The following is a 25700-nucleotide window of genomic DNA, read 5'->3' as shown; positions in this document are numbered from 1 at the left end:
ATACTGTAAACAGAAAAATTGTTTACAGCTTTTATAAAGGAGAAGAAATGCATCTACTGCATGTTGCTGTAAGCGGTTCAGAACCTTACAACAATAAAACGCTCGATCTCGATTTCTTCGCGGAAGACCAGGTGCGCTCTTACGGACCAGCTTCCGGAATCACCAGACTGGGCGGAGAATCCAGCACAGCTTATTCCCAAAACGTTGTCGCACTTACCGGCGTCAACGCAACTGGCAAGACCACAGCACTTCGCCTTTTAAGTTTTGTCATCTCTGCATTGACGGACAATATTGCTCTTTTCCAGCAAATCCACCCATTGCCGACTTGCGACGATTCTTTGCACATAGAAACCATATTCGAGGCAAATGGAGTGTTCTATCTGCACGAGGCAGAGCTAATCCAAATACGCAATGTCGATGAGAGCACACACGAAGGAAGCGCAAGATTTGCTTTTATTTCTGAAACTCTGTCACGATTCAACAAGAAACAGCCTTCGCGAAAGCAACTCAAAGATTTCAAAGCTTTCACCAAAGCAGCAACTGTGATCCGCATTCGAAAACCAAAACCAAAAAAAGGTGTAAAACGCGATAAAGATATTGACGAGAACGCTTATCTACCAGATTCAGTGCTTCCTTATTTATCACCATATATGAGCATCATCACCAATATTGCACAAGGCGGCAGCCCAAGGGTAACTCAACTTACGCCCAGTCCGGTTCCTCAGCATCCCGATATTTTCATGCCCGCAACCCTCGACGAGCATAATCCGATAGCAACCATCGCCGACCCCATCCTTCATGTCTTGGATGACAGCATAGACTACTACCGCTTCGATAAGGAGGACCAGCAAGTTCACATCCGTTTCGCCGGAGAATTGGACGAGCGTATCATGCCTCGCGAGGCGGCACATATCATACTGTCTTCCGGTACCGAACGCGGCTCAAGAATGATTTCCAACGCCCTCTCGGTGTTGCAAAATGGCGGATATCTCTTAGTTGATGAAATCGAAAACAGCATCAACAAAGAACTGGTCCACATGATTATCAATCTGTTTATCTCCAGAAAGACCAATCCGCACGGCGCCGGCCTGGTTTTCACCACCCACTATCCCGAACTACTCGACCTGCTCAACCGGAAAGACAACATCTACTTCTTGCGGCGCAGCACCCAGAATGGTAACAAAGTTGACGCGGTGAAATACTCTTCGGCGGTCAAGCGCGGCGAACTTAAACGTAGCGAAGTGTTCACCTCGAACTTCATTGGCGGCACCGCCCCTAAGGCCAAAAACCTCAAGGCCATACGTGATTACGTCGCGTCTGCCGTCAACGAACCTTTACCAACTCGTCCATCTCAAGAGACGGGAGAAAGACATGAAAAGCCGACAAAATGAGCTTGCGGACCTTATCGGTAACTCTCATGTTCTGTTCTCTTGCGAAGGTCTCGCCGAATCAGTTATCGTCACCACGCTGGTGGAACAAGATCTGACATTTCTTGACACCGGCAACATCATCACCGACCCATTAACTGATGCCTACTATACCTTGGAACGCAAAGGTTCCAGCATAGCTCAGCAATACCTCAATCAGGATTATGGCAGCGATGTCTTTGTGCTTTGCGTGCAGGATCAGGTCGAGCACAAGCTCAGCTTAGGTCCGACGCGACGCAACGGCCCATCTAAAGACCCTAGAACCCAACCTGCGCACCAATCAATCGCGCTGAACCTCACCACTCATCCCGAAATCGAGATGTTGGTGATTTGCCGCGAAGGAGCCGCCGATCAATATGAACATTGGAAACAAAGCCAACGGGGCAAGAAGCAAAATAAATTGAAACCCAGCCTATTCTGCAAAGAAGAGCTTGGAATGGGAGACGTAAAAAGACCCAAATTCCTTAATGATTATTGGGGCAATGGCGACAATCTGGTGCAAGCACTGAGGGAGTATCAACGCATTACCAACGCAAAGAAGCAACGTACCGACTTCATGCTCGCTGATTTACTGAAATAACTCCTTTGAACCGAGTGAATTAAAGCTTTGTAATTTGAAACTAACCGAAGACTGCGTTCACTAATTTATGCTGAAGGTTATAGATCAACGCAAAAGGCCGTTCCGCCGGACATGTATCCGACGAAACGGCCTTAATAACCCATCTTTACCATTTACTTATGCATTTCGAGGACTTTCCACGCCATGCACAAATTGGAACGAAGACAGAAAATCCGCTCAAATGCGCCTGCGCAGCAAGTTCAGCGAGCCAGCGGCTGCAAGAGCAGCGAACATCACCAGCGCCACAACGGCAACGTTGGAACCGGTATTCGCAAGCTTTCCGCCCTTGGCCTTGGTGCCATTGTTATTGCCAGCGGCCTGTAGAGACTTGGCCCCAGTGTTGGTTCCTTCAGCGGATCCGGAGTTGACAGTCTTCTTAAGACCGCCTTCCGCCGCTCTCAAGCTAATATCCAAAGCCTTGTAATCAGCTGTGGACTGCAAACCAGCCTTTGCCGCAGAACGCGCCTCATCAAAGACTTTCCAAGATTCTGCTGTGTAATCTGCCTGGTTGAAATGACCAGCATACGCGCCGTTCACATCATCCTGCAAGATCTGCTTCCAGCGAGCAGGGGTATATTCAAGATTGTCGAGGGCCTTCTGAATAGCCTGCGCATCGGCATCGAGAGTCGCCTGGGTAACACCGGGAGCCGCCAAATCAGCGCGACCCTTCGTGACTGCAGCATCATAGACAGCCAGCGTCTCCGAGGTGAATTCATCCCTCAAAAGATGAGGTGCATTATTGATATACATCTGCAGAATATAAGTATCCACTGCAATAGCGGTCTTAAGAACGTTCGTAAGAGTAGCAGCCTCATTATTGAGGTCTGCAGCGGTTGCGCTCTGATTGTTGTAGATGCCCTGCGCTGAAGTCAGTTCAGCTTCAACGCCTGAACTTCCCCAATTCAAGTAGTAATCCGCATGTGATTTCGCTGTATTCACCTGATTGATAACCGCTTGCAGCGCAGCCCTGGCCTGATCAGTCTCGGCGTCCTGAGCAGACGGAATCGGAGCGGCCTCTTCAAGCCCCTGACTCGCTGGTTGCTTCGCGTTGCCTTCGGCAGCGGGAGCGACTTGCGAGGTGATCGGAGCCGAGGGAGCGGTCTGCGTCTGCGTCTCGTCCGCGTTCGCAATACTTGCGCTTGACAACAGCACGCAAGCAGACACAAACGCTGCGATTCCAGCAACTTTTATTCCTTGATACATTATTGAATGCCTTTCTTTTCTCGCCTCATTGCGTGATGTCTATAAATCTCTTATCGCGTGATAGACTTTATTGCCGTACAACAGTTCTTTCTAATTGCACAAAACAGAATGCATAAGTATTTTATCATACAATTAGAGAATCATTGGTGTATTCCAAAAATGCAGACATAAGGCATTCGCAATTACAAAATCAACTGATAGACCATCAACAGTTGACGAGATTCCGTTAATTATAATTTTCCATCAACCAGCCTTTGACTTGCCATTAAATATCAAAAAATCAAAGCCTGCGATACACTCGCTGACGACTTTTGGACTTGCCAATGGGTTCCACCTTTTGCTCCTGAATCAGCCTGCGAAGTTCGCGACGAACCGTTTCCACCGATTTGCCCGTCTGGTTTGCTAGCTCGCGGGCGGATATGACGTCATTTTCTGGTATCAGAGTCAATAATTGACTGTCATTACGAATTTGACGTTTTACGGCAGACGAAACCGAAGTATCGTGCGGTTCCGAGTCAGATTCGGAATCTATCGGAAATCTATTAAAGTAATCCTCAAGATCCTCCTCGCTTATTTGCCCTTGCACATCATCTACAGATAATCGCTGAGTTGCCGACTTAGATAACCGATGAGTCGGCACATGAGACATTCTTCGATGAGTTGCCATGTGCCTAATCACGATATCTTGGCGCCAAAATATGACCTTGAACCAATCCGCGGAGGCCTTGAACTCCAGTTTCAGCCCTTTGCTCTTCTTCGCCTCCCGCTTCACCAAAGGTATTCCCGTCCCTTGGCCCTCTACGGTTGTTCCATCCTCACGAGAAAGCGGAACATCCTGCATCAATTGAATCAGCGCGGTGTTGCGGCACTTCGACTGACCATCATCAAGGTTTGCGAGCGTTTTACCACCCCAGAGACCACCTGGATTGGTAACTTCCAAACGGTCATAAAACACATCCACGCTCACGGGAGCGCCTACGAACATCGAGTGATACTCGCGGTGGACCACGGCGTTGGCAATAACCTCGCGCAAAGCCTCACGCGGAATCTCCAACTCTTCGCGACGCGCGACGCCTTCTACGACAGAAGTCTTGCGTAGGTTGCGTGCCACAGCCTCGACGGCCTCATCAATCATTTCCGGCAACGGACCTTCGCACCGCTCTCGGTCAATAAAGCGAACCTTATCATCTTGAGACTTTCCGGTACCCGGATGAACGGCCACATCGATGATGAGACGGGGAAAGAACTGCTGAGGATATTCACCAGCAACCAGCAAACCAGCAAGCCGGATGCCACCTTTTTTATCCGTGATATTAAGTCTCGCCAATTGTTCCTGACGCGTGTTCGCGCCTCTCAGAGCTTTGGAACTTTTCCGCGCATCCAGTATCCGTTGGATTCCTCGCTTGCTCAGGTCTGCAACATTTGCCTCACGGACTATTTGCATATCAGCATCGCTCGGACGCAGTGCATTCTGCAGCTCATAGATTTCGGCGCCAGAAAGCCTGATGTCTTTGTCATCAACGCGTTTGTAGCTGCCGGAACCTACACCTTTAGCCGTGACATAGCAGGGCTTCTGATCGATGGTGTTCTCGTGGATGAGGATTTTCAAAATCTGTTGATTCTCCAACGTTTCCCGAGACAACTCATACACGGGAGGATGAGTCAACCTCGCGCCGTTCACGCCGCCGTCGCCAATACCCTCAATGAATTGGTCTCGAACTTTATTCAGAGAAAAACCAACCGCCGGCTTAAAGCCGCTTTCTTCATCGACTCCAAGCAGCAGAACGCCTCCGGCTGTGTTCGCAAATGCGCTTACAGACTCCCACACACTCGCGCTCAAGCCATGACCGCAGGCTTTCGCTTCGATATCACCATCATCGGTATGCTGGCGGCGCAGACGGTCAATCATCGTCTGCAACGGTTCATCGATCACAGCCATAATCGGCTCCTTGTCGGTTGTTCACACGGTCATCATAAGAGTATCACGGTCACATCCACACGGTCAAATGACTGTGTGCTTTTGACTGTGACGACGCCTGTGTGGTTAACGAAGAACCAACTCCGCCATTAGTCGATGAAGCTTAACTCATAACATTTTGAGAGCTTCAGGGAATGCTATCGGTATATTTCAATACGTTCTATGCCCACCCACACGGTCATTCTCAAAATCACACAGTCAAATTTACACGGTCATTTGACTGTGTGATAATGACCGTCATTTAGACGGGCTAATGAACGTGACATTACCCATCAAAGGCCATAACGGAATACAGAGATAGCAAAAAGTCGGCCGATAGGTTAGCGGAATTGGTTGAATTGCGCCAATCTCGCTTCCCTATCGACCGACCTTTTGGTTTCACTACAATAACGCCGTAGGTAACGACGCAAGCATTGAAGGTAACGACGGCATCTCATCAGCGCCTGCACAGTGCAGTTACCGGGCTGAGTCCGACACCGACGACGACCTACGTTACTTATTTACTACTTTTCGGCTTTGTCGCCCTTCTTTGCCGGGGCAATCCACCACTTTAAGAGCGGGTAGCTGATGATGACGGCCAGAAGAGTGTTGACCACGGAAGCGAGGGTGGAGGAAACGGCATCATTCCAGCCGAAGCCCTTGCAGAGTGTGGTGATGTAGCCCGGCAGCAGCAGGCCGCAGACCACGATGATGATGGCCAGAATCGCATACTTCCATGCGGCGGACTTGAAGCTCGCGTCAGACTTGAAGACCCATTTCATCTGCACCACGAAGTTGACGGCCTGTGCGCAGATTTCCGCGATGAGGAAGGTGAGGAAGCCGCCGAGGCCGTTGGTGCTGGGCTTCGAGTAGTTGAAGATCAGGAAGCTGAACGGCTGGGTCAGGTGCATGGCGTGCACGAACAGCGCGGTCAGAATCCACACGGCCACGAAACGCGTAATGGTCGAAATATTCGAAAGCACGTTGAACTTGATGAATTCCCACAGGTTCGGGTACTTGTTGATCAGACGCTTGCAGGCGGCAATGAAGCCTTTACCTTCGACCTGCTGGGCGCTTTCGTTGTTGTTGGTGTCACTCATTTGTTTTCAAGCTCCTTCGCTACGCGTTTGTTGGCGGAAATATTACGGAAATAACCGGCGATGAACGAACCGGCGCCACGGAAGGTGTGGCCGTTCGCGATCTTGACGACAGCCTGGACCATCGCAGAATCGATCATGCCCTGCGTCATCTTGCACATCGCGCGAGGCGGCATGTTCAGGATGAAGAGAATATTGAGATCGGGTTGGCCGGTCTTTTGGCGGACTTTGGCCTCTTTTTTGGCCAGTACCTTGGCAACGGTACGCGCGACGAAACCGCGCGAGTCCTTCCACGAGGAGATCGGGTCGTTCTCGCCGAAGACGACGGTCTTGCCGGGGGCAATGACGCCGTGGCCGAAGAGGGCCGTCATCTCGTTGTCAGTGACATCCTTGACCTGACCTTTGAGATAGTGGCCGAGCACCGGGTTCGGCGGGCACAAATCGATGTCACCCTGAATCATTTGCTTAGTCGAAAGCGGCAGATTCTCAACGCTGTCGCCAACCAAGATCTCGCGTTCGCCGGTTTCGGTCTTCCACGTGCCGGGCACGACATCATAGTGACGGAACGTATAGCGGTCGAATGGAATGGTGACCGCCTTGGTCTCTTGCGGACCGAGGAAGACCTTCTTGAAGCCCTTGAGTTCACGGTCCGGACGCATCGCGCCGCCTTGCGGGCCACGAACATACATCTGAGCGACCGTGGCACCTGGGATGTCTGAATTATTCGTGATGGCAAAAGTCACGCCATTCTCGTCACTGGTCAAATCGGAATACGTGAACGTGCTGTAGCTCAAGCCGTAGCCGAACGGGAAGCGCACAGGCACTCCGGCGGTTTCGTAGTAACGATAGCCGACAAACGGGCCTTCGCGGTAGATGGCATCGCGGCCGATGGCCGGGTACCAACCGGAGCTGGGAACGTCTTCATACTTGATCGGCCAAGTCTCGGCGAGATGGCCGGAAGGATTGACCTCGCCAGTGAGCACGCGAGCCGTGGCCGAAGCGCCGGCCTGGCCGGAAAGACCGATATAGAGGAGTGCGGAAACGTCGTCAAACCAAGGCAGCTCGACGGGGGAGCCGGCCACGAGCACGACGACCACGGGCTTGCCGGTGGCCACCAGCGCCTTCACTAGGTCGTTCTGACCTTCGGGAATCGCCATCGTGGAACGATCAAGACCTTCGGATTCACTGCGTTCGTCAAGGCCGACGACGGCGACGACCACATCGGTGGTGTCGGAGGCAGCCAACGCGACGGCGTCCTCGACCAGGACGTTGTTCTTGCCACCATGACGCTCATAGCCCTGCTGGTAACCGGCGACTTCGACGCCATCGATTTTCTTCAGCTGATCAAGCAGGTTCTCCTCGTCGGTCGCGTTGACCTTGGAGGAACCAGAACCTTGATATCGTGCGGTTTCAGCCATATCGCCGACGACGGCCACACGAGTACCGGACTTCAACGGAAGAACCGGGGCGATCTTACCGTCCGCGCTGCCGTTCTTGAGCAATACGCTGGTATTTTCGGCGACGTGACGGGCAACGTTATGGTGATCTTTGGCCACGTCATCGGCCATCAGATCGTCGCGGCCCACGCCCTCGAAATGCGTGCGCTGGGCGAGCTTGGCGACCTCGCGGGCACGGACGTTGATATCAGCCTCGGCCAGCGTGCCAGCCTGTACCGCACCGACCAGCTCACGCACGGAAGTGTAGCCGGGAGACGGCATTTCAAGCGAGCCACCGGCCTTCACCGCGGCGACGGCGGAATCGGAACCGCCCCAGTCGGAGATGACCGTGCCGTCGAAGCCCCACTCCTGACGCAGGATTTCGGTCAAGAGATGCTTGTTTTCATGAGCATAGGTGCCGTTGATCTGGTTGTAAGAGGTCATGATGGCCCAAGGACGCGCCTCGCGAATCATGATTTCGAAACCGGTCAGGTAGAGCTCGCGCAGCGTGCGTTCGTCGACTACGGAATTGGAAGCCTGACGACGCAGCTCCTGGCTGTTGACCGCAAAATGCTTCGGGCAGGAGGCAACGCCGTTGCTCTGAATGCCTTTGACCAAGCCTGCGGCCATGCGCCCGGCGACCTGCGGGTCTTCGGAATAGTACTCGAAATTACGACCGCACAGCGGGTTGCGCTTGATATTCATACCCGGCCCGAGCAACACGTTGACGCCGAGATCGTGCGCCTCGCGCCCGAGTGCCTTGCCCATTTCCGCAGCGAGCGTCGGATCCCATGAATTGGCCACGGTTCCAGCGGTGGGGAAGCAGGTAGCGGGCTTGGAAGCGCCAATGCCCAGATGGTCGCCCGCTCCAAGCTGTCGACGCACGCCGTGGGGACCATCGCTCATCACGAAGCTGGGGATGCCAGCCCGTTCATTGCCGCGCGAATCCCATTCGGAGCCACCGGAAAGCATCGCTGCCTTCTCTGTAACGCTAAGTTCCTCGAGTTCCATGGTCCTCCTTATATTAAATCCTGCCGTTTTCACCGTCTCATCGTTTCGTCACGCAAGCCCGGCTTGAACGCTAGTTGGCACATATATGCGGCGCTGCACAGCTTGTGCCACCTCGCATACAATCCACCAATAGCAAGTCTATTTAACCAATAATTTTCAAAGCCCAGACCGCCGAAAGCCTAAGCTGTCATTTCTTTCGCACGATTGGCGTGCACATAATTACGCCGCCGCGCGAACCTTCATATATCCGTATATTCGCCTTATATTCCTTATATATTCGCTTCATATCCTCGCTGCTATATAAAGAAAACGAAGAGGGTGGTGAAGCCCCGTCGCAACTATTACGACGAGGCTTCACCTGAGCGATTCCGCGTTATGATTTAGTATTACATTTTCGTATCAACGGAACCGCTTAGAGGTCACTTTTCGTCAGAGATCGCGGCATCAGCCGAATCACTGGTGACGGAGACCTTGGCCTCGTTGCGACGACGGAGGTAACGACGAATCGCAACGATTTCAAGACCGACGAAAAGCACCGCGACAATGGCCCAGACGACGTACATAGCCGTCTTCCAGACCGGGGTAGCAGTCTTCGGCTCACCATTCTGATACTCCCAGCTATTCGCCACGGAGTAGAGGATGTTCTTCGAAGCCTGACGCATCGCAATCACGGAAGTTGCGGACTTGTCGGTGATGTGGTTGGTCACCTTGGTGGTGGCGAGCATGGTGTCGCCGCCATTGCGGATGATCTGGTCAGCGTTCTGATAGCCATAGACGCCGAAGTAATCGGTCACCACGAAGCCGTGGAAGCCCCACTCGTCGCGCAGCACAGAGTTGAGCAGTGCGCTGTTGGCGCCCGCATAGGTGGGTCCGATGTAGTTGAAGGAGCTCATCGCGGCGGTGGTGCCACCGGTCTTGACGCCCATCTCGAACGGCTTCAGGTAAATCTCACGGATCGACTGCTCGTTGGCCCAGGTGCACAGCATGTTGGTGCGGTTGGTTTCCTGGTCGTTGAGCGCGAACTGCTTCATGAAGGCATAGACGCCCTTGGACTGTGCGCCTTGAATCTGGCTGGAAGCCAGAGCGCCAGCGAGCTCGCCGTCTTCGGAGAAGTACTCGAAGTTACGGCCAGAGAACGGGCTGCGGTGCGTATCCATGCCCGGGGCGTACCAGCCGTCCACGTGCATGTCGTGCGCCATGTCGCCGATCATCTTGCCGAATTCCTTGTTGAGGTCCTTGTTCCAGGAGCAGGCGAAGGAAACTTCGGCCGGGAAGCCGATGGAGCCGACCTTGGTGAAGTTGTTGTTGAGGGCGGCGGGGCCATCGGCGTCGGTGGTCTTGATCTTGCCGATCGAATCCACCGCAGGAGTGCCGTAACCGCCGTTGGCGATCAGGCTGTCCATGTCGTTGAAGGTGAGTTCGTCGAGCAGCTTGTTCCACTCGGGATCGTTGTAGGACTTGCCACGCAGAGACGCCAGACGCACGTTGTTCTTCGCACCCGTGGTCGGCATCTTGTCGCCGGACTTGTTGTGGTCAGCGGGCTTGTAGTTGCCGTTGTTGACGAACTCGGACTTCACCTTGTCGCTCATCGCGAAGTTGGTCGGGGCGGCGGTGGCCGTCTGATAGTTCGCGAAGTGATCCTTGCGGGAAAGATAGGTGACGTCACCGGCAGCGTTGTCGAACTGGTTGGTGGCGGCGGTCTTGTCGCCCGCGTGAGTCTTGGACTTGTTATAGGTGATGGTGGACGGAATGTTGACCGTCTGATGGTCGATCGCCGTGTGCGCGTCGGAGTTGATGGAGATGTCGTAATCGCCCTTCTCCAGCACATAGGACTTGGCGGTCTTGGAATCGTAGGAAGCCATGTCGTCGTCCTTGAAGGAGATCTTCACGGTCTGCGATTCGCCGGGCTTCAGGAGCTTGGTCTTGCCGAGCGCCACGAGGTTGGTGGAGGCCTTCTCGATGCCGCCATTGGTGTACGGCGGGTCGAAGTAGGACTCGACGACGTCCTTGCCGGCCTTGTCGCCGGTGTTCTTGACGGTGACGTCGAAGGAAATCTTGCCGTCGGCGTGGTCGATCTTGCCCATCTTCTGGCTGAACTTGGTGTAGCTCATGCCGTAGCCGAACGGGAACTGAACGACGTCGTTGTAGTTGATGAGGCCTTCCTTGGCGGCGGTCTCATAGAACTTGTAGCCCAGGTAGATGCCTTCGGTGTAGTTGACGAACGTCGGCTTGATGGTCTGCAGCTTGCCGGTGAAGTCCGGAACCTTCTGGATGAACTGGTCGACGTTGTTGTACTGGAAATCGCCGTAATTGTTGACGTTCACGGACTTGTGAAGGTCGCGCAGGAAGGTATCCGAGGTCTTGCCCGAAGGGTTGACGGCACCGGAAAGCACCTTGCCGAGAGCGGTGAAGCCGGTCTGGCCGGCAGGCGGGCACCACAGCACGGACTTGATCTGCGGGTAATCCTTCAGGAAGCTGAACTGGAACGCGTTGCCGCCGTTGTAGACGAGGGTGACGTTCTGGAAGTTCTTGGTGACCGCATCGAGCATGTCCTTCTCGGACTGGTCGAGCTCGAGGAAGGACTGACCGTCCTTGAAGTCCTCATAATCCTTGGAATTGTTGTTATAAGGAACGCCCTTGGCCTTCATATTGCTGGGCAGGTCGTTGCCTTCGCCACCCTGGCGGGCCAGGACCACGACGGCCTGGTCGGAGAAGCTCTTGGCCTGGCTCATCATGTCGGCCGGATACTGCTTGATCGGGGTCTCGGGCAAATCCCATTCAGGAGCGAACATCACCTTGGGCTGCGGGCGGTTCTTGGCGTACTTGACGTACATATCGCTCAGCTTGGTGTTGGTCTGAAGACCGGCGTTCTTCATGCCTTCGAGGATGGAAACGGTCTTGTACTGCGTGTTCATAGCGCCTGAACCGGAGCCCGAATAGATCGGGTTGGTGGAGGCCCAGCCGAAAACGTTGACCTTCTTGCTGCTCAACGGCAGGTTGGAGTCGTTGTTCTGCAGCATGGTGATGCCTTCGCTCTGCACCTCTTCGGCGAGCTTGTTGGCGCGGCTGATGGTGTCCTGCGAAAGTACGTATTTCTTGGAAGTCACGTTGTTGAGCAGCGTGGACATCGGGCCGGTGAGCATCATCGAAACCGCGGCGACGATGGCGACCAGCACCACCAGCCACGTCTCGCTATGCACGAGCTTGCGCGTGCCGGTATTTTGCACCGTCTTCTTGTTGACGGCGACGCTGATGATAATGGCCAGAATCAGCAAGACACCGATGACTACCAGGTAGGGCACCAGCGACTTGATGACGTTGACGACATCAGCCATGTTGATCTGCAACATGAGAAGTCCTCTCTTTATGTTTCACATATCATGAATGCATATGACCACTGCGTCTCATTTGACGTAACAGCCACATCTACTCGCTCAACTTCGAACAAAGCCATGCGACGATGCTACATTCACACAGTTTTATTGTGTAATGGCAATCTTGAATTCTCAACGATATGGCTCAGCCTGTCATTTTCCACGCACGTTTTGCAGCTATCCCGCGCGAGTCCGTCGCCGCCGTCAGAAACATGCACTTTATGTCGACTAAGTTGCACTTTTCGCACGCTACCGTCAGAAACATGCACTTTACCACTCCTTAAGCGCACTTTTCGCACGCTACCGCACAAAACATGCACTCTGCCCCAGTCAAGTTGCACTTTCTAGACAGTAACGCCGGAAACATGCTCTTTGAATGCGCTAAATTGCACTTTTGGGCGAAGCTCCAGATAACGATACTGTGGATAAGTCATCTCGAAAAACTCAAACCTGTGGATAAACCATCCGCGACACGCCCGAGATTGTGGATAACCCCAAGCATCCGACCACACTACCCCGCTCGGCTTGCCTCGCCAAGCATTCGCCGTCTAGCGTCGATACCATGAGACGCAATCCGGAAATCGAGCGAATAGCCGACGATGCTGAGCAACATCAGCGCTACTTCTTTGGGAAAACGGCAAACCAGAAGAGAGCCATGCGCAAACGCTGGGTTGCCGATGAATATGTGCGCCTATGCCCGAATGTCTACACAAAAAACGAGTATTATCAAACGCTCAACCCGCAGGAACGTGCGATGCACCTGATACGTACGTTGTCCGTGAAATATCCTGAAAAAGTGTTCGGCGCAATGAGTGCCGCACTGGTATTGGAACTTGAATGCCCTTGGCGTCGGGATGTCCTAGAGCGCGCACAAATCGCGACGGAACAATCGGCACCAAAACATACCCAAGGAATGATCGACAACATATACGTACATCCACTAACATTCATCGTTCATAACGGAATCCGCATCACCTCTCCGGAACGGACGTTGGTGGATTGCGCCCTGCGATATCCTTTTACGCAGTCTTTGGGAATGTTCGATTCAGCATTACGTGCCGGAATAGTAGGCAAACAAGACATAGACGAAACTTGTTCCAACGTGCATAGAGACTGTTCATCGGTACGGAAACTTTTACGGGACGCAGACGAGAAAAGCGAGAACGGTGGCGAATCATTGTGCCGCGCAGTAATTCTTGAAGCCGGATTTGTGCGGCCAGAGCTCCAACACGAATTCCGAGATCCCGCAAATCCGAGGCACACTTTCCGAACCGACTTTTTATGGGTATGCGACCGCAAAGCTGTGGTTCTGGAATACGACGGAATGGAGAAATACACAAACCAACACATGACAAATGGGCAAAATACGCGACAAGTTGTCTACGAGGAACGCAGACGTGAAGACGCGCTGCGGCGTGCGGGCGTAGCCACAATTCTTCGTACGGATTACGAAGAGGTCAGGCAGCCAAGGCCGCTTATTCAAAAGCTCATCAACAATGGAATTCCGATGGAACGTACCTACTAGCAGCTTACTGATGCAGGAAAAGTGCACTTTACGGCCCTTAGAGCTCACTTTTCAGACGCTACTGCCTAAAACATGCACTCTGCACCCGCTAAGTTGCACTTTCCCGACAGTACCGCCGAAAACATGTATCCGGTATTTTATCAACCTTCCTCTTCCAGACAATACAGTCGGGAAAGTGCATTTTACAGGTATGAATAATTGACAAAACGCATCAATTTACGCATTTAGTCAAAGCAGACACGCAAAAATGTTGTATTTCAATCACGTGATACTATTTTATGATAATTAAAATTCAAAGGAATAAAGCTGGACGATTATATTCCTCAAACCGAGACACACATGCCAATCCATCGTAGGAAGCATGGGCGATAGTCTTCCATGCTGCATTTGCACTTCATCGACAACCCGCACTATTCACAACGAAGTCACACGGGAAACCGAAGAGAAGGAAGGGACACCATGAACAAAATCCTAGCGAAAGCAATCGCCATGCCGGCGGCCATCGCGCTCATCTGCCTTGCCGGGGCGTGCGGCTTTGATACGAAGGCGAGCGCCCCGGTGCCAGCTACGGCGGCCACCCAGACCACGACCATTTACTTGGTGCGACACGGCGAGACTACGGCAAATGTAATGCATCGAGCGCAAGGCTGGAGCGACTTCACGCTCACCCAAAACGGCGTCGATGGCGCCAAATACTTGGGCAAAGGATTGAAAGACGTGAAATTCGCGGCCGCATATTCTGGCGACTTGACCAGGCAGGAAAAGACCGCGAACGGCGCCTTGGAGGCCTCCGGCAATAAAAACGTCAAGCTACAGATAGACCCACGTTTGCGCGAATGCAACTATGGCAGCTACGAGGGCCTGCCGGACCAAGGCCAGGCGATACCCGCAATAGCGCAGCATTTCGGGTACGCGAACGCGCAAGACTTCATGAAAGGCGCGGGCAATCAGGTGATGAGCAAGATGCAGGAAGGCTATTACGAACTCGACCAAGCCAATAGCTTGCAAACCAATCTGCCGGCGCAATTCCGCGCCGAAAAGCCGGAAACCGTCGAGAACAGAATGAGCGCGGCCCTCACCCAAATCGGCAAAAAGCAAGGGGACAAGGGTGGCAACGTCCTCGTGGTGAGCTCCGGAATGTCAATCAGCCTGTTCCTCGAGGCGCAGAAAATCCCCAACAACGCAGGCCCGTTGAAGAACGATTCAGTCACGAAACTGACCTACAAGAACGGCAAATTCACGTTGGTCGGCGGCATCGGCAGCTTAAAGTATTACAATGCCGGCAAAAAGGCAGCATAACAAGCTTACGTTAGCGTCGAGAAAGTGCACTTTGGGACCCCTAAAGTGCACTTTTTACATGCTGGCGAACTAAAAACGCACTTTGCATGAGCTAACTCGCACTTTCTGAACACTAGCGTGAGAAACATGCACTCCAGCCGAGCCAACTTGCACCTTTTTGACACTAACGCACGAAACATGCACTATGCACAAATCAATCTGCACTTTTTGCATGCCGACGTGTAGAAAATGCACTTTGCGCGAGCCAACCTGCACTTTCTCGACACTGGTGCATGAAACGTGCACCCCGCACTAGCCACTCTGCACTTTCCGAACAGTAGCGTTAGCAACATGCACTTTAGCTAGCTTGCACCTTCAGGACTCTAACGCATAAAACATGCACTTTGCGTGAGCCAACCCGCAGCTTTATGGCAGTAGGACCAGAAATGTGCACTTTACATGAGCTAACTTGCACTTTTGAGATGCCGACGCCAGAAAAGTGCAAGTTACGGATTACTGCAGATATATACCTGCGATAACAATGGAAAGCTCGGGAACAAGACGACTTCGATGCAGCCATCTCGGTAGTATTGAGGTATGAGCGACTTGAACGCGTTGGACCTGGAACCTGGAGAGATTGTCGGCGGATACACGCTGATCTCACGGCTGGGCGGCGGCGCGATGGGCTCGGTCTGGCGGGTGCGCGACGACGGCGGGCAAGTTTACGCGATGAAAATCCTGCGGGATTCGCTCAAAGACCAAAGCGAAACCGGAAGCGACGATTATCAAAACGACGATATGACGCCGGAAAACAATTCCGGGAATTATGGCAGCACAGGCGACTACGGCGGCAACAGTCCCGCAGGAAACGTTGCGACCGGCAATCAATACGGCACTTCCGACTACGGGCAAAACAGCGCGAACGCCGGTGCCGATTCGGCTCAATCCGGTGTCGACACAGATGCAAATAACACACAGCACCATCACCGTAGCCACGACCCACACGTCACGGCCCGCGAGCGCATGCGGCGCGAGGCGGTAGCCATGCGTAAGATCAACCATCCCGGGGTCTGCGCCATCGTCGACATGGAACTTGACGATTCGCTGGCCTTCATCGTCACAGAACTAATCGAGGGCAAGAACCTGCGTGACGACGTTGCTGCGAACGGACGGTACGTCGGAGACGACCTGCAACGCCTTGCCGCAAAACTGATCGACGCCGTTCGCGCGGTGCATGCGCAAGGCATCATCCACCGCGATATCAAGCCGACCAACGTCATGGTTTCGGCGGCTGGACCGGTTCTGGTCGATTTCGGCATCGCCATGACCGCCGGCGAAAGCCACGTCACCCGAACCGGCCTGGTGATGGGCACGCCGGGCTTCATCGCCCCCGAGATCATCGACGGCGCGGAAAGCAACGAGGCAACGGATTGGTGGTCGCTGGCCAGCGTCATCGCTTTCGCCGCCACCGGCCGGCCGGTTTTCGGCAGCAAGCCGATGATGGCCGTACTCGAGCGCGAGGCGAGCGGCAACGCCAATCTTTCCGGCCTACCGCCCAATACCCTAAACGCCCTGCGCAGTGCGCTTGATCCCGACCCAACGAAACGTTGCAGCCCCGACCAATTGCTGCAAGCCATCACGCTCGACGCGCTCAATCCGTTTGAAAACGGCGAGCTGGACGACGAGGATGGCAGCGACAGTATCAATGGCCCAACCAACGGATTCGGCAGCAGCACCAACAACATGAGCGGTTACGGCACGAATGCCAATAACGGTAACGATAATGGCGGAAACAGCAACGATAATCCCGCAGGGGTGGTGCCCCCTTTTGGCCAAACACCTCGGCCTGATTCGGGTCCCCGCTCAGAGAATCCGGCGACAAGCAACCCCCGAACTGCTTGGACCGACAGCACTCCTATATACTCGAGTCCATTACAAACCGATAGCACCCCGCAAGACAGCTCTCGCACACAGCCCAAAACATTACGAGGTCGCCAAATACGAGGTTCAACGCGGGCGATGCCGCTGACGCAGGCAATGACAAATCCGCAAACGACAGCGCAAAAAGTCGGATACGGCCGAAACCAGACGGCACGAACGGCCGTCTACGTCCAAAATCAACTGGCACAATCACGACCGCCGATGCAAACGCGGTCGGCGCAAGCCTCTTCAGCCCCAGACGAGAACGCGACAGAGGCTTTACCTGCGCCTTCGCCACAAGACCTCACCGCGACTTCCATAATGGCGCACAACAATCCGAACGCCAATGCCACCACTACGATGCCGCTTAGCGCACCGATGACGCAAAGCCTTGAGCAGACGTCACCTCTTTCCACCTCGAATTCGCAAGCCTTGCGGCAACAGCAGTCCGCCGACGCCACAATGCCGCTCACGGTCGCGCCAGCCGCTCAAGCAGTGCAACAATATCCAGGATTTAATGGGCCGCCACAAGCCCAAAACGCCGCTTACGGGGCTCCGTATCCCGCACCTTATATATATGGCCAACCGAACGTGCAGCCAGGCTATCCACTGCAACAGGCCCAGCTTGCCCAGCCCGTCACGCAACCGACGGCGAATCCGGCAGATGTCAGGCGCGGCAAATTGCTCTCACGCTCAATTCTGCCGCTGTGGCTTCTAGCGGTCCCGTTTGCGCTGCTTTCGGCCTCGGAACCAATCATTTCGATATGTTGTGCCGCAGCTCTGCTTTGGTTCCTGCTGACGCTGGGTTACAGCGAAGAGGGACAGCTCGAACGCGAAGAGCGCCGCGGCGGCATTCGCAAGGGCGGCGACCCGGCGTTGCGCACGGTAAGCCTGCCGTGGCATATCCTCAAAGCCCTTATTTTCACCATTCCGCGAGCGCTGATCCTCATCGTCATCGCAGGGGTGGGCCCGGTGGTCGTGAACTTGGTTTCCGGGCTTCCCGCGCACATGATCGCACTATCGCTCGGTTCCTGGCACATTCCGCTTCCGCTGCCCGCCGACGTTTCGCTTTCCTATTCAAGCCTTTCGCTGGCGATATTCATGGCCGCCGCCTGGTTGGTCGCCGTTTTCGGCCCGAAGACCACGTTGCTGCGCATCGGTGCCGGCCGCCTGCGCGGAGCCGCTTATCCCGAACCGGATGTCACAGCATATTCCGCAAACCCTGCGGGAAACGGATACGAAGATAATCTATCCAATGGAGATAGCGATGCGGAGGATATCAACGATATTGACGAAACCTATGACGATAGCGACGACGAAACCTATACAACCAATACAAAACGCCATTCGCTCCGACGCTGGATACTTCTCGCGATTTGGCTGATAGCAGCGCTTGCGGCACTGGCGCTTGCCCTCACCGATCATCAAATCAACTGGATACCGCTTCCCAATCCACAGCTGTAATACAATTACAAATAAACGCAAATAAACAGTAGCCGAAACCGAGCTCAGACCCAAACCAGACTGAATAGCAATTAGACAAAGTATCAATATCTGCAACAAACTGCCAACGCACTCAGCTCTCGGGCTATTTCATCCACCCATACGTGCAAAATAAGAGAGCATTAAGTCTATTTGGTACGTTGGTTGCTTTAGTCGCTATAACGGCGAACAAGCCGGCGATTGGCAGCATTTTGCAATCACAAAGAAGGACACATGGCACAACAGGGCAATAAAAAAGCGCAGAAACGCCAGACACGAGCCAGGCGCCAAGCCGAGGAAGCAGCGCGGCAGAAGGCGCTGGAAGAGGCTGCGGCCAAGGAACGCAAGCAGCAGACGCTCATCGGCGCACTGGTCGTGGCCATCATCCTCGTGCTCGTTGCCATCATCGCCATCGTCAGCCTCCGTTCGATTATCAAGAAGAACGAGGCGAACAAGGTCACCGCCGACGCTTCTTACACCTCGCTACAGTCGGTGAAAACCAAGCCAAAGCACATCGACAAAAAGGGCGGCATCCTAATTTCCAAGTACGGCTACGACAAGAAAGTCGATAATGCCCCGACCGTCGAAATCTTCATGGATCCGCTTTGCCCTGGCTGCGGTTCGATGCACCGTCAAATCGATTCCGACCTCGACAAAATGGTCAATTCCGGCCAGATCAATCTCGTCTATCATGTCATGAACTTCCTCGACGCGGATTCGACCGACCAGTACTCCACACGCGCTGCCGGCGCGATACTCTACGTCGCCAGCCACGACTCGAACCCCCAGCACCTGCTTGATTTTGTCAGTAACCTCTACAAGAAGGACTACCAGCCCGACGAAGGCGCTAATTACAAGCCAACCAGCAATGCGCAAATCCAAGCGCAGGCCGTGGCAGCCGGGGTTTCGAAGGATGTGATGTCCAAGGCGTTCAACGGCACGTACAACAAGTGGCTCGAGGCGTCATACAACTACACGGTCAGGCGCAAAGACATCCTGAACAATTCCGGGCAGTTGAGCACCCCGGCCGTGACCATCAACGGCAAGCTGATGGATATGACCCAGGTTTCGGAGCTCGGCATCACTCAACAGCAGGCTCTGCTGAAGTCGCTAGGCCTCAAGGAAGCGCAGGTCGGGCAAAAGGGCGTCATGCCGGCAATCGGCACCGGAGCTCCTGAATCGCTGAAGTAAGCGAACAGGTAAGTCGCTCCTCCTGCACCATCAGTACGACAAGACCGGCGGCAGATTCACACACTCGTGTGGTCTGCCGCCGGTCTTATTGTTTGTCGGCGCAACTTATTGGTTATGGTTCATCGACTACGTTTCATTCCCAACCAATCTATCCATATCGCTTCATTATCTTCTAAATTTGCAAAGGTGCTTTTGCGAAGACAAAACCCGTTGGCAAAGGGCAACTACAACGCACCGACTTGTTTTAGACGACTTATAAAGACTCGGAACAAAGAGAACCGAGGTTCAAAATGCGACATAAACGTTAACAAGAAAACGAATCGCCACAAACTACGAAACCCGTGAAGAAACAGACAGTCCCGTTACAAACTCACGCTCACGCAGTGGGCTGGGTCTTTGGGAATGTCGGGTTGCCCTTGCTGCCGATGGCCGGCTGCGCGCCAGCCCTGCCGATATCCTCATTGGAGAGGCCGATGGACTGCAGGATGGCCACTTTATAAGTGAGTCCGATGTCCGAAATCCCCGAAATATCGAGCATCTTGCCATTGATGACCACCACGGGCGTGGTGAGCTTGCCCTTGAACTGCCCGTCAATGTCCTTGAGCTCGGGCCGACGCAGCGTATATTGCGCGGCTGCCGAAAGCCAAGGCTCATATTCGCTACCGAACGCCTTCGCCGCGATATCCGCGGGAACGCCGGACGCGATGGCCTGCTGCTGCAACTGATCGTTGCTCACGGGCTTGTAATTGGCGGCTTCTTCAGGCTGGAAACTATCGGAATGAATGTTGGTCAGGAAATCAACCAAATGGTCGGGATTGGGATCGTTGGACGAAATATAGGCCACGCCGTTATCGGCACGTGATGAATAATGATCGGTCGACATATTGTCAAGGAACGTCACCGGATGAATTTCAAGGTTAATCTGGCCTGCATCGAGCATCGCGCGGAACGTCGCGTCCATTTGCTGGTGCAGGACGGCGCAACCAGGGCACATCGGGTCGGTGTAGATTTCCAGCGTCGGAGCGTTGGCGGCCTTCTTGCCGTATCCGGCATTCGAAAAAAGTATCCCGCCCTTGTCATTGGCGAATTTTGGCTTGACTTTGACGTCCTGCAAGGTCGCGTATGCCTGGTCTTCGGTAATATTCTGCGCAGCATTGCGCTTGGCGATGGAACGGTAGCTGACTAACCCGATAACAGCGATGAAAATGACGACGATGACGAAAGCTATGAATCCGATGATACGACGCTGCTTGCGCTCCTTGACTTCCTGAGCGCGACGCGCCTGAAGCAACAAATCACCGGCGTCGACACCGCCATACCAAGAAGTATTAGCTGCCGTCGATGAGTAGCTATTGCGTGTATGCCGAGCCATACCCCATCCTCTATACTCTTTGCGCTAGCAACGTTGTCCATTTACCGGCACCTTACGGGACACCGGCTGATTATGTCCTAACATTCCTACCCCCAACAAGCCGTGTGGCATTCCCCAAAAGTGCAATGCCGACCAAGATGTGCAAGAAGCAGCATTTTTAACAGTATAACAAGAGTCAAAAGCCGGCGAATTCTCTCTCGTCTAGCGAAGCCGTTTTGCGCAAAACGCAACACGATTTTATGTGACGTAAAATAACAAAAGTGTCCGGAAAACCATTTATATCAGTAATTATTATCATTCGATAGTCCCGTAAGTTTCAGAACGGGAATTTGCATATAACGTTTTATGTTATTACAAAACGTAAACAAATATCATTTTAAGTGACATCGTTCACAAAACGTTTGTATTGCGGAAAATATTGGCACGCTTCCCACCGGCCGGCCAAAGCCCTAGGCACGTCAAGGTAATCGAGCCTTGCTGTTAAAGTAATGGTCTGTCTGGTTTTGTCGGCTACGATCGAAACCAACGCCTCCTTAGCTCAGATGGCCAGAGCGGCCGCCTTGTAAGCGGCAGGTCGTCGGTTCGATCCCGACAGGAGGCTCACCGGTGCGAAGTTGCGGTGAGAGACGGTTAAGCAGTTTGCGGTTGAAGTTATTGGTGTCGGCGTTGTTCGCGGTTGAGGCGGGCGATACGCGCCAATGGAAGCGGTAATGAATTTGTTGTATGGCCCACGAAAGTGGGTTGCGTGCGTTGTGGCGGTTCGCAAACCTTACGTCCACAACGATTCCGGCGTGAAGGAGGCGCCGACGATAGTACTCGTGCTCGAGTAAGTAAGCGTTGTCCTCTTCCATATGAGGGCAGCGTCCAAGGGCGAAACTTCCCCCAATTTGCTTCGCCCTTTAGGGGCGGGAATATCCCCTTCTCTCCCGCCCCTTTTCCCCTCTTAAATGGCTTTAATTTTTACAGCCTTGCATAGGCACTGTTCGCCGTACTTTTCTTTGCAAAATCTTGACTCCATAACCCAGATACGCATTGCAACCCCCACAGCGAAACCGATAGACTGTAGACTTGATTATGCCAATGGGTATGCCCGGTATCGTGGTATGTCCGGAAAATTACTTCAGGGGGTTTGGATGGCACGTCGATGGACGCCACGCCGGTTCGTCACTTTGCGCAGGGTTCGCGTGGCGGTTTGCGTGGGAGTGGTGCTGCTGGCCAGCATCATCTTCTTCGCGATCACCGCGCGCAAAAGCGTTGCCCTGACGGTCAACGGCGATACCAAAACCGTCACCACCTATTCGGCCTCCGTACCCAGATTCCTTGAATCGCAAGGCGTCAAGACCAAATCGCACGATTTCATCGAATCCACCGACAAGCTGGCAGGCCTGAAAAACAATGACGTGGTCACCGTGCGCAGCGCCTACCAGACCACCATCAACATCCAAGGCCAGGAAGTGTCTTTCTGGACCTACGCCACCAGCGCCGACCAGCTACTCGGCTTCTTCAAGGCCAACGATCAGAACGCCTCCAAGGTCTCGGTCAATGTCGGCAACGTCTATAACCAGCTCACCGGCGGTTTCGTGATCAACAAAGCCGGCCCGGTGACGGTGATTGCAGACGGCAAGACTTCCGTCGCGCCCAACGGCAAGCTCACGGCCGCCTCCATTCTCGATTCCAAGAACATCACCATCGGCAAAGACGACCGCGTCAACGTCAGCGAGGAAAACGGAAAGACCATTCTTCGCGTCCAGCGCGTCACACACGGCCAGGAAACTAAGAACGTCGCCGTGGCCTTCCCCACGCGCACCGTGGTCGATCCCAGCCTGCAGCCCGGTCAGACGCAGATTCGTCAAGCCGGCCAGAACGGCAACAAACAACAGGTTTACGACGTCACGTACGTCGACGGGCAGGCCGAAAGTTCGTCACTCAAATCCGAAGCCATCTCGCAAGCGCCCGTCGAGGAAATCGTGGCCGTCGGACCTGCGGCGCCGGCTCCTGCACCTTCGACCGGCGGCAGTGGCAGCAATAGCAATTCCGGCTCTGGCTCCGGCTCCGATAGCGGTTCAAACAGCAACAGCGATTCGAACAAGGGTGACTCCAACAGTTCGAGCAACTCGAACTCGTCGACATCGGCACCTTCGGCTCCTTCGCAGCAACCCAGCCAGCCGAGCCAGCCTTCGACACCTACCCCTGCTCCGACGCCTGCTCCAGCCCCTGCTCCGACTCCGACCCCAACGCCCCCGGCCTCATCGGGTGGCGGTCTTTGGCATCCAACGCGCGAACAGGCACAAATCTACGCTCAGGGCGCTGCGGCACAATATGGTTGGACCGGAGACAACTGGAGCAATCTGGTATGGATTTGGGATCATGAATCCGGATGGCGCTGGAATGCAGGAAACCCGAATTCGACCGCGTACGGCATTCCGCAAATTCTTTATTATTACCTGTACACCAGCCAGACCGACTGGCCGGATAACGGCGCCACGCAGATTGCCGCTGGCCTGACCTATATCAACGGGCGTTACGGTAGCCCGAACGCGGCCCGCGTTTTCTGGAATGCGAATCATTGGTATTAAACGATAGAGTTTCGGTCATTCTTGCAAAACCGCGGCCGCAGCTAACGTTACCTTTTTGACCGAAAGTTTCAGCTACATCTGGCGCTTGACCTCTTTACACTCCAAAGTTTGTGTTGAACCGAAACTTCAGCCTCATGAACCTAAACCATAAGTATATCCGACACTTTTAGCAATTCATGGCTGTCAAATCCCGGCAGCACTTCCAGCTCATAGACCTATCGATTCGTGTGCCAAGGGTATCTTTGAAAACATGAGTGAACAAATGACGGACGAAGGCGGCTTGGCAGACGGCAATACGTCGCATACCGGCCACCTGCTGGGTGCGGGGGATATCCGGCGGATTGCGGCCGAAGCGGGAATCAGCCCTACCAAGAAATTCGGGCAGAACTTTGTGATCGATCCCGGGACCGTGCGGCGCATTGTACGAGAAGCCGGCGTTACCGCCGATACCAAAGTGCTCGAAGTCGGACCAGGATTGGGCTCGCTTACCTTGGCTTTGTTGGAAACCGGCGCTGCCGTCACTGCGGTGGAAATCGACCCGGCGCTGGCCGCACGCCTGCCGGAAACCGTTGCCGAATTCATGCCGGAAGCGGCCGACCGGCTTACTGTCATCACCGCCGACGCCATGAGCCTGAGCCCCGAGACATTGCCCAAGTTCGCGTCAAATCTTGAAAACAGCAACCCGTTCACGCTCGTTTCGAATCTGCCGTACAACGTAGCGACGCCGATTTTGCTGACGCTGCTCGAACGGTTCGAGAATCTCGACCATTTCCTCGTGATGGTGCAGAAGGAAGTGGCCGACCGGCTTGCAGCCAAACCCGGCTCAAAGATTTATGGCACTCCGAGCGTAAAGTTGGCATGGTACGGCCAAGCTGAGCGCGTCGGTCTCGTCGGCCGCAACGTCTTCTGGCCTGCACCGAACGTCGATTCCGCACTGGTTTCGTTTACCCGTTACGACAAGGCTTCCAAAAACAAACTCGCCTCGAAAGACAGTAAAGAGAAGGTATTCCAGCTTATCGACGCGGCTTTCGGCCAACGCCGCAAAACCCTCCACGCAGCCTTGAAAAAACTGGTGCCGATGGAAGCGTTCGCACAAGCCGACATCGATCCGACCAGACGCGGCGAGACCCTGACCATCGATGAATTCGTCGCTCTGGCCGCGGCGGCCAAAGAATAATTGCGCGTCACACTCTCACGGTAGAGTGAAAACGTCGATATTTCGCCAAATCCTGTGCACGTCGGGCGAGCCCACGCGCTTGCGGGAACTGGCGCAGGCACGGTTGACAGGAACGAAACATGCAGCAATTTAGTGACGAACGCAAGGCACGCAAGGCGTATGTGCATCACCGTCAGGTGCGCGTGTTTTCAATGATTGCGGCCGTTCTGGTCGTCGCACTGGTCGTCGCGTTCTTTGCCCTTTTCCACTCCCTCGGCAAAAGCAACGCCGGCGTGCCACAGGCGCAAACCAATTTCGGGGCACCGCTCGTCTGCGCCACCGACGATCCGAAGAAAAGCCCGGCCATGTATCAGCCGAACAACAGCGTGGAAGTCAACGTGCTCAACGGAACGAAGGCGGTCGGCCTCGCTCGGGCGGTCGGCGACGCATTGACCAACCGCCATTTCAACGTTTCCAGCGTCGGCGACTTCACTTCACGAAAAGTGGAGCGAACCACCATCTACTACGGGGTCAACAATATCTGGCAGGCTTACACCGTGTATAGCAACTTCACCGACGCGAAACTGGTGATGGACAACAGGCAGGACGGGGTCGTAAGCGTGGTCATCGGTTCGACATTCACCGATCTGACGAAAAAGGGTTCGCTGCCTACCGTCGGCTCCCAAATCAAGAACATCGAGGGCTGCACCCCATTGAGCAAAGTCGACAAAGCCAAGCTTCCGCAGGACTTCCGCCAGCCCAAAAAGTAATTATTCCGAAATCGGTTATCCATAAATGAAATCCGGCGGCAGGTTGCCCCCCACCACCGGATAATCCTGCCTCGCTACCCGCTAAGGTAGTTCGGTACCGGCGCTACTCCAACTTCCAGATCACCAACAGCAGGCAACCTGCAAGGATTGCAGCTTCCCAGAGGGGATCTACCCTGGAAATCATCGCGAGCAACACCACCGCCGCGAGCCGGCAGAGCCCGGAGTCCCCGGGCTTCTTATTTTGAGACGCCATTTCTGGCCTCCTTACCACTTAATGTCAGCCGGCCAATTGGTCCCGGCCGGTCG

The 25700-nt window shown here is 54.2% G+C and carries 15 protein-coding genes, 1 tRNA gene and 1 pseudogene; 10 read left to right on the top strand and 7 right to left on the bottom strand.

Annotated elements, in window-relative coordinates:
• Positions 1–47: 47 nt before the first annotated feature.
• Both OZX72_RS00445 and OZX72_RS00440 read left to right on the top strand, forming a co-directional pair.
• Positions 48–1391, top strand: coding sequence for an ATP-binding protein (locus tag OZX72_RS00445; RefSeq protein WP_277158517.1), 1344 nt, complete (start codon positions 48–50; stop codon positions 1389–1391).
• Positions 1372–2007, top strand: a complete 636-nt coding sequence (locus OZX72_RS00440) for a hypothetical protein (protein ID WP_277158516.1) — start codon at positions 1372–1374, stop codon at positions 2005–2007. Before OZX72_RS00445 ends, OZX72_RS00440 begins: the two co-directional genes overlap by 20 nt.
• A 216-nt stretch (positions 2008–2223) precedes the next feature.
• Here the strand turns inward: OZX72_RS00440 and OZX72_RS00435 are convergent, their stop codons facing one another.
• The 5 genes from OZX72_RS00435 to OZX72_RS00415 all read right to left on the bottom strand — a co-directional run bounded on the left by OZX72_RS00435 (position 2224) and on the right by OZX72_RS00415 (position 12100).
• A complete protein-coding gene (locus OZX72_RS00435; protein WP_277158515.1) occupies positions 2224–3192 on the bottom strand; it encodes a hypothetical protein in 969 nt (322 codons plus the stop codon).
• A gap of 337 nt (positions 3193–3529) precedes the next feature.
• Entirely contained in the window at positions 3530–5188 is a 1659-nt protein-coding gene (locus OZX72_RS00430; protein WP_277158514.1) for an ATP-binding protein, read from the bottom strand.
• Positions 5189–5730: 542 nt separating this feature from the next.
• Entirely contained in the window at positions 5731–6306 is a 576-nt protein-coding gene (locus OZX72_RS00425) for a GtrA family protein (RefSeq protein WP_277158513.1), read from the bottom strand.
• A complete protein-coding gene (locus OZX72_RS00420) occupies positions 6303–8750 on the bottom strand; it encodes a glycoside hydrolase family 3 C-terminal domain-containing protein (protein WP_277158512.1) in 2448 nt (815 codons plus the stop codon). Before OZX72_RS00420 ends, OZX72_RS00425 begins: the two co-directional genes overlap by 4 nt.
• Positions 8751–9169: 419 nt before the next feature.
• Entirely contained in the window at positions 9170–12100 is a 2931-nt protein-coding gene (locus tag OZX72_RS00415; protein WP_277158511.1) for a glycoside hydrolase family 3 protein, read from the bottom strand.
• Between the two features lie 586 nt (positions 12101–12686).
• Here OZX72_RS00415 and OZX72_RS00410 point away from each other — a divergent pair.
• The 4 genes and pseudogenes from OZX72_RS00410 to OZX72_RS00395 all read left to right on the top strand — a co-directional run bounded on the left by OZX72_RS00410 (position 12687) and on the right by OZX72_RS00395 (position 19520).
• Positions 12687–13649 (top strand): hypothetical protein, encoded by a 963-nt coding sequence (locus OZX72_RS00410; RefSeq protein ID WP_277158510.1) that lies wholly within the window; start codon positions 12687–12689, stop codon positions 13647–13649.
• 459 nt (positions 13650–14108) lie between these two features.
• Positions 14109–14948 carry a histidine phosphatase family protein gene (locus OZX72_RS00405; RefSeq protein ID WP_277158509.1) on the top strand — a complete coding sequence of 280 codons (840 nt, stop codon included), beginning with the start codon at positions 14109–14111 and terminating at the stop codon, positions 14946–14948.
• Between the two features lie 660 nt (positions 14949–15608).
• A pseudogene (locus OZX72_RS00400) lies at positions 15609–16586 on the top strand (serine/threonine-protein kinase); the annotation flags it as partial.
• Between the two features lie 1977 nt (positions 16587–18563).
• Positions 18564–19520, top strand: coding sequence for a thioredoxin domain-containing protein (locus tag OZX72_RS00395; protein WP_277158508.1), 957 nt, complete (start codon positions 18564–18566; stop codon positions 19518–19520).
• Positions 19521–19896: 376 nt separating this feature from the next.
• Here the strand turns inward: OZX72_RS00395 and OZX72_RS00390 are convergent, their stop codons facing one another.
• Positions 19897–20892 carry a DsbA family protein gene (locus OZX72_RS00390; protein WP_277158507.1) on the bottom strand — a complete coding sequence of 332 codons (996 nt, stop codon included), beginning with the start codon at positions 20890–20892 and terminating at the stop codon, positions 19897–19899.
• A 527-nt stretch (positions 20893–21419) separates the two neighbouring features.
• On the opposite strand from OZX72_RS00390, the gene OZX72_RS00385 reads away from it, so the two are divergent.
• From OZX72_RS00385 to OZX72_RS00370, 4 genes are all read left to right on the top strand, one after another.
• Positions 21420–21493: transfer RNA gene (locus OZX72_RS00385), tRNA-Thr, on the top strand.
• A 532-nt stretch (positions 21494–22025) separates the two neighbouring features.
• The gene (locus OZX72_RS00380; RefSeq protein WP_277158506.1) at positions 22026–23468 is read left to right on the top strand and encodes a G5 domain-containing protein; all 1443 of its coding nucleotides are present in this window, start codon (positions 22026–22028) and stop codon (positions 23466–23468) included.
• Between the two features lie 262 nt (positions 23469–23730).
• Complete coding sequence (gene rsmA, locus OZX72_RS00375; protein WP_277159434.1) at positions 23731–24645, top strand: 16S rRNA (adenine(1518)-N(6)/adenine(1519)-N(6))-dimethyltransferase RsmA; 915 nt, start codon at positions 23731–23733, stop codon at positions 24643–24645.
• A 119-nt stretch (positions 24646–24764) separates the two neighbouring features.
• The gene (locus tag OZX72_RS00370) at positions 24765–25394 is read left to right on the top strand and encodes a LytR C-terminal domain-containing protein (protein ID WP_277158505.1); all 630 of its coding nucleotides are present in this window, start codon (positions 24765–24767) and stop codon (positions 25392–25394) included.
• 103 nt (positions 25395–25497) lie between these two features.
• Here OZX72_RS00370 and OZX72_RS00365 read toward each other — a convergent pair whose 3' ends face one another.
• Positions 25498–25647, bottom strand: a complete 150-nt coding sequence (locus OZX72_RS00365) for a hypothetical protein (protein WP_277158504.1) — start codon at positions 25645–25647, stop codon at positions 25498–25500.
• Between the last annotated feature and the right edge of the window lie 53 nt (positions 25648–25700).

It is taken from the genome of Bifidobacterium sp. ESL0769, from assembly GCF_029395495.1.
Classification (GTDB): Bacteria; Actinomycetota; Actinomycetes; order Actinomycetales; family Bifidobacteriaceae; genus Bifidobacterium.
The sequence above is the reverse complement of the archived record's forward strand: the minus strand, read 5'-3'. Positions and strand labels throughout refer to the sequence as shown.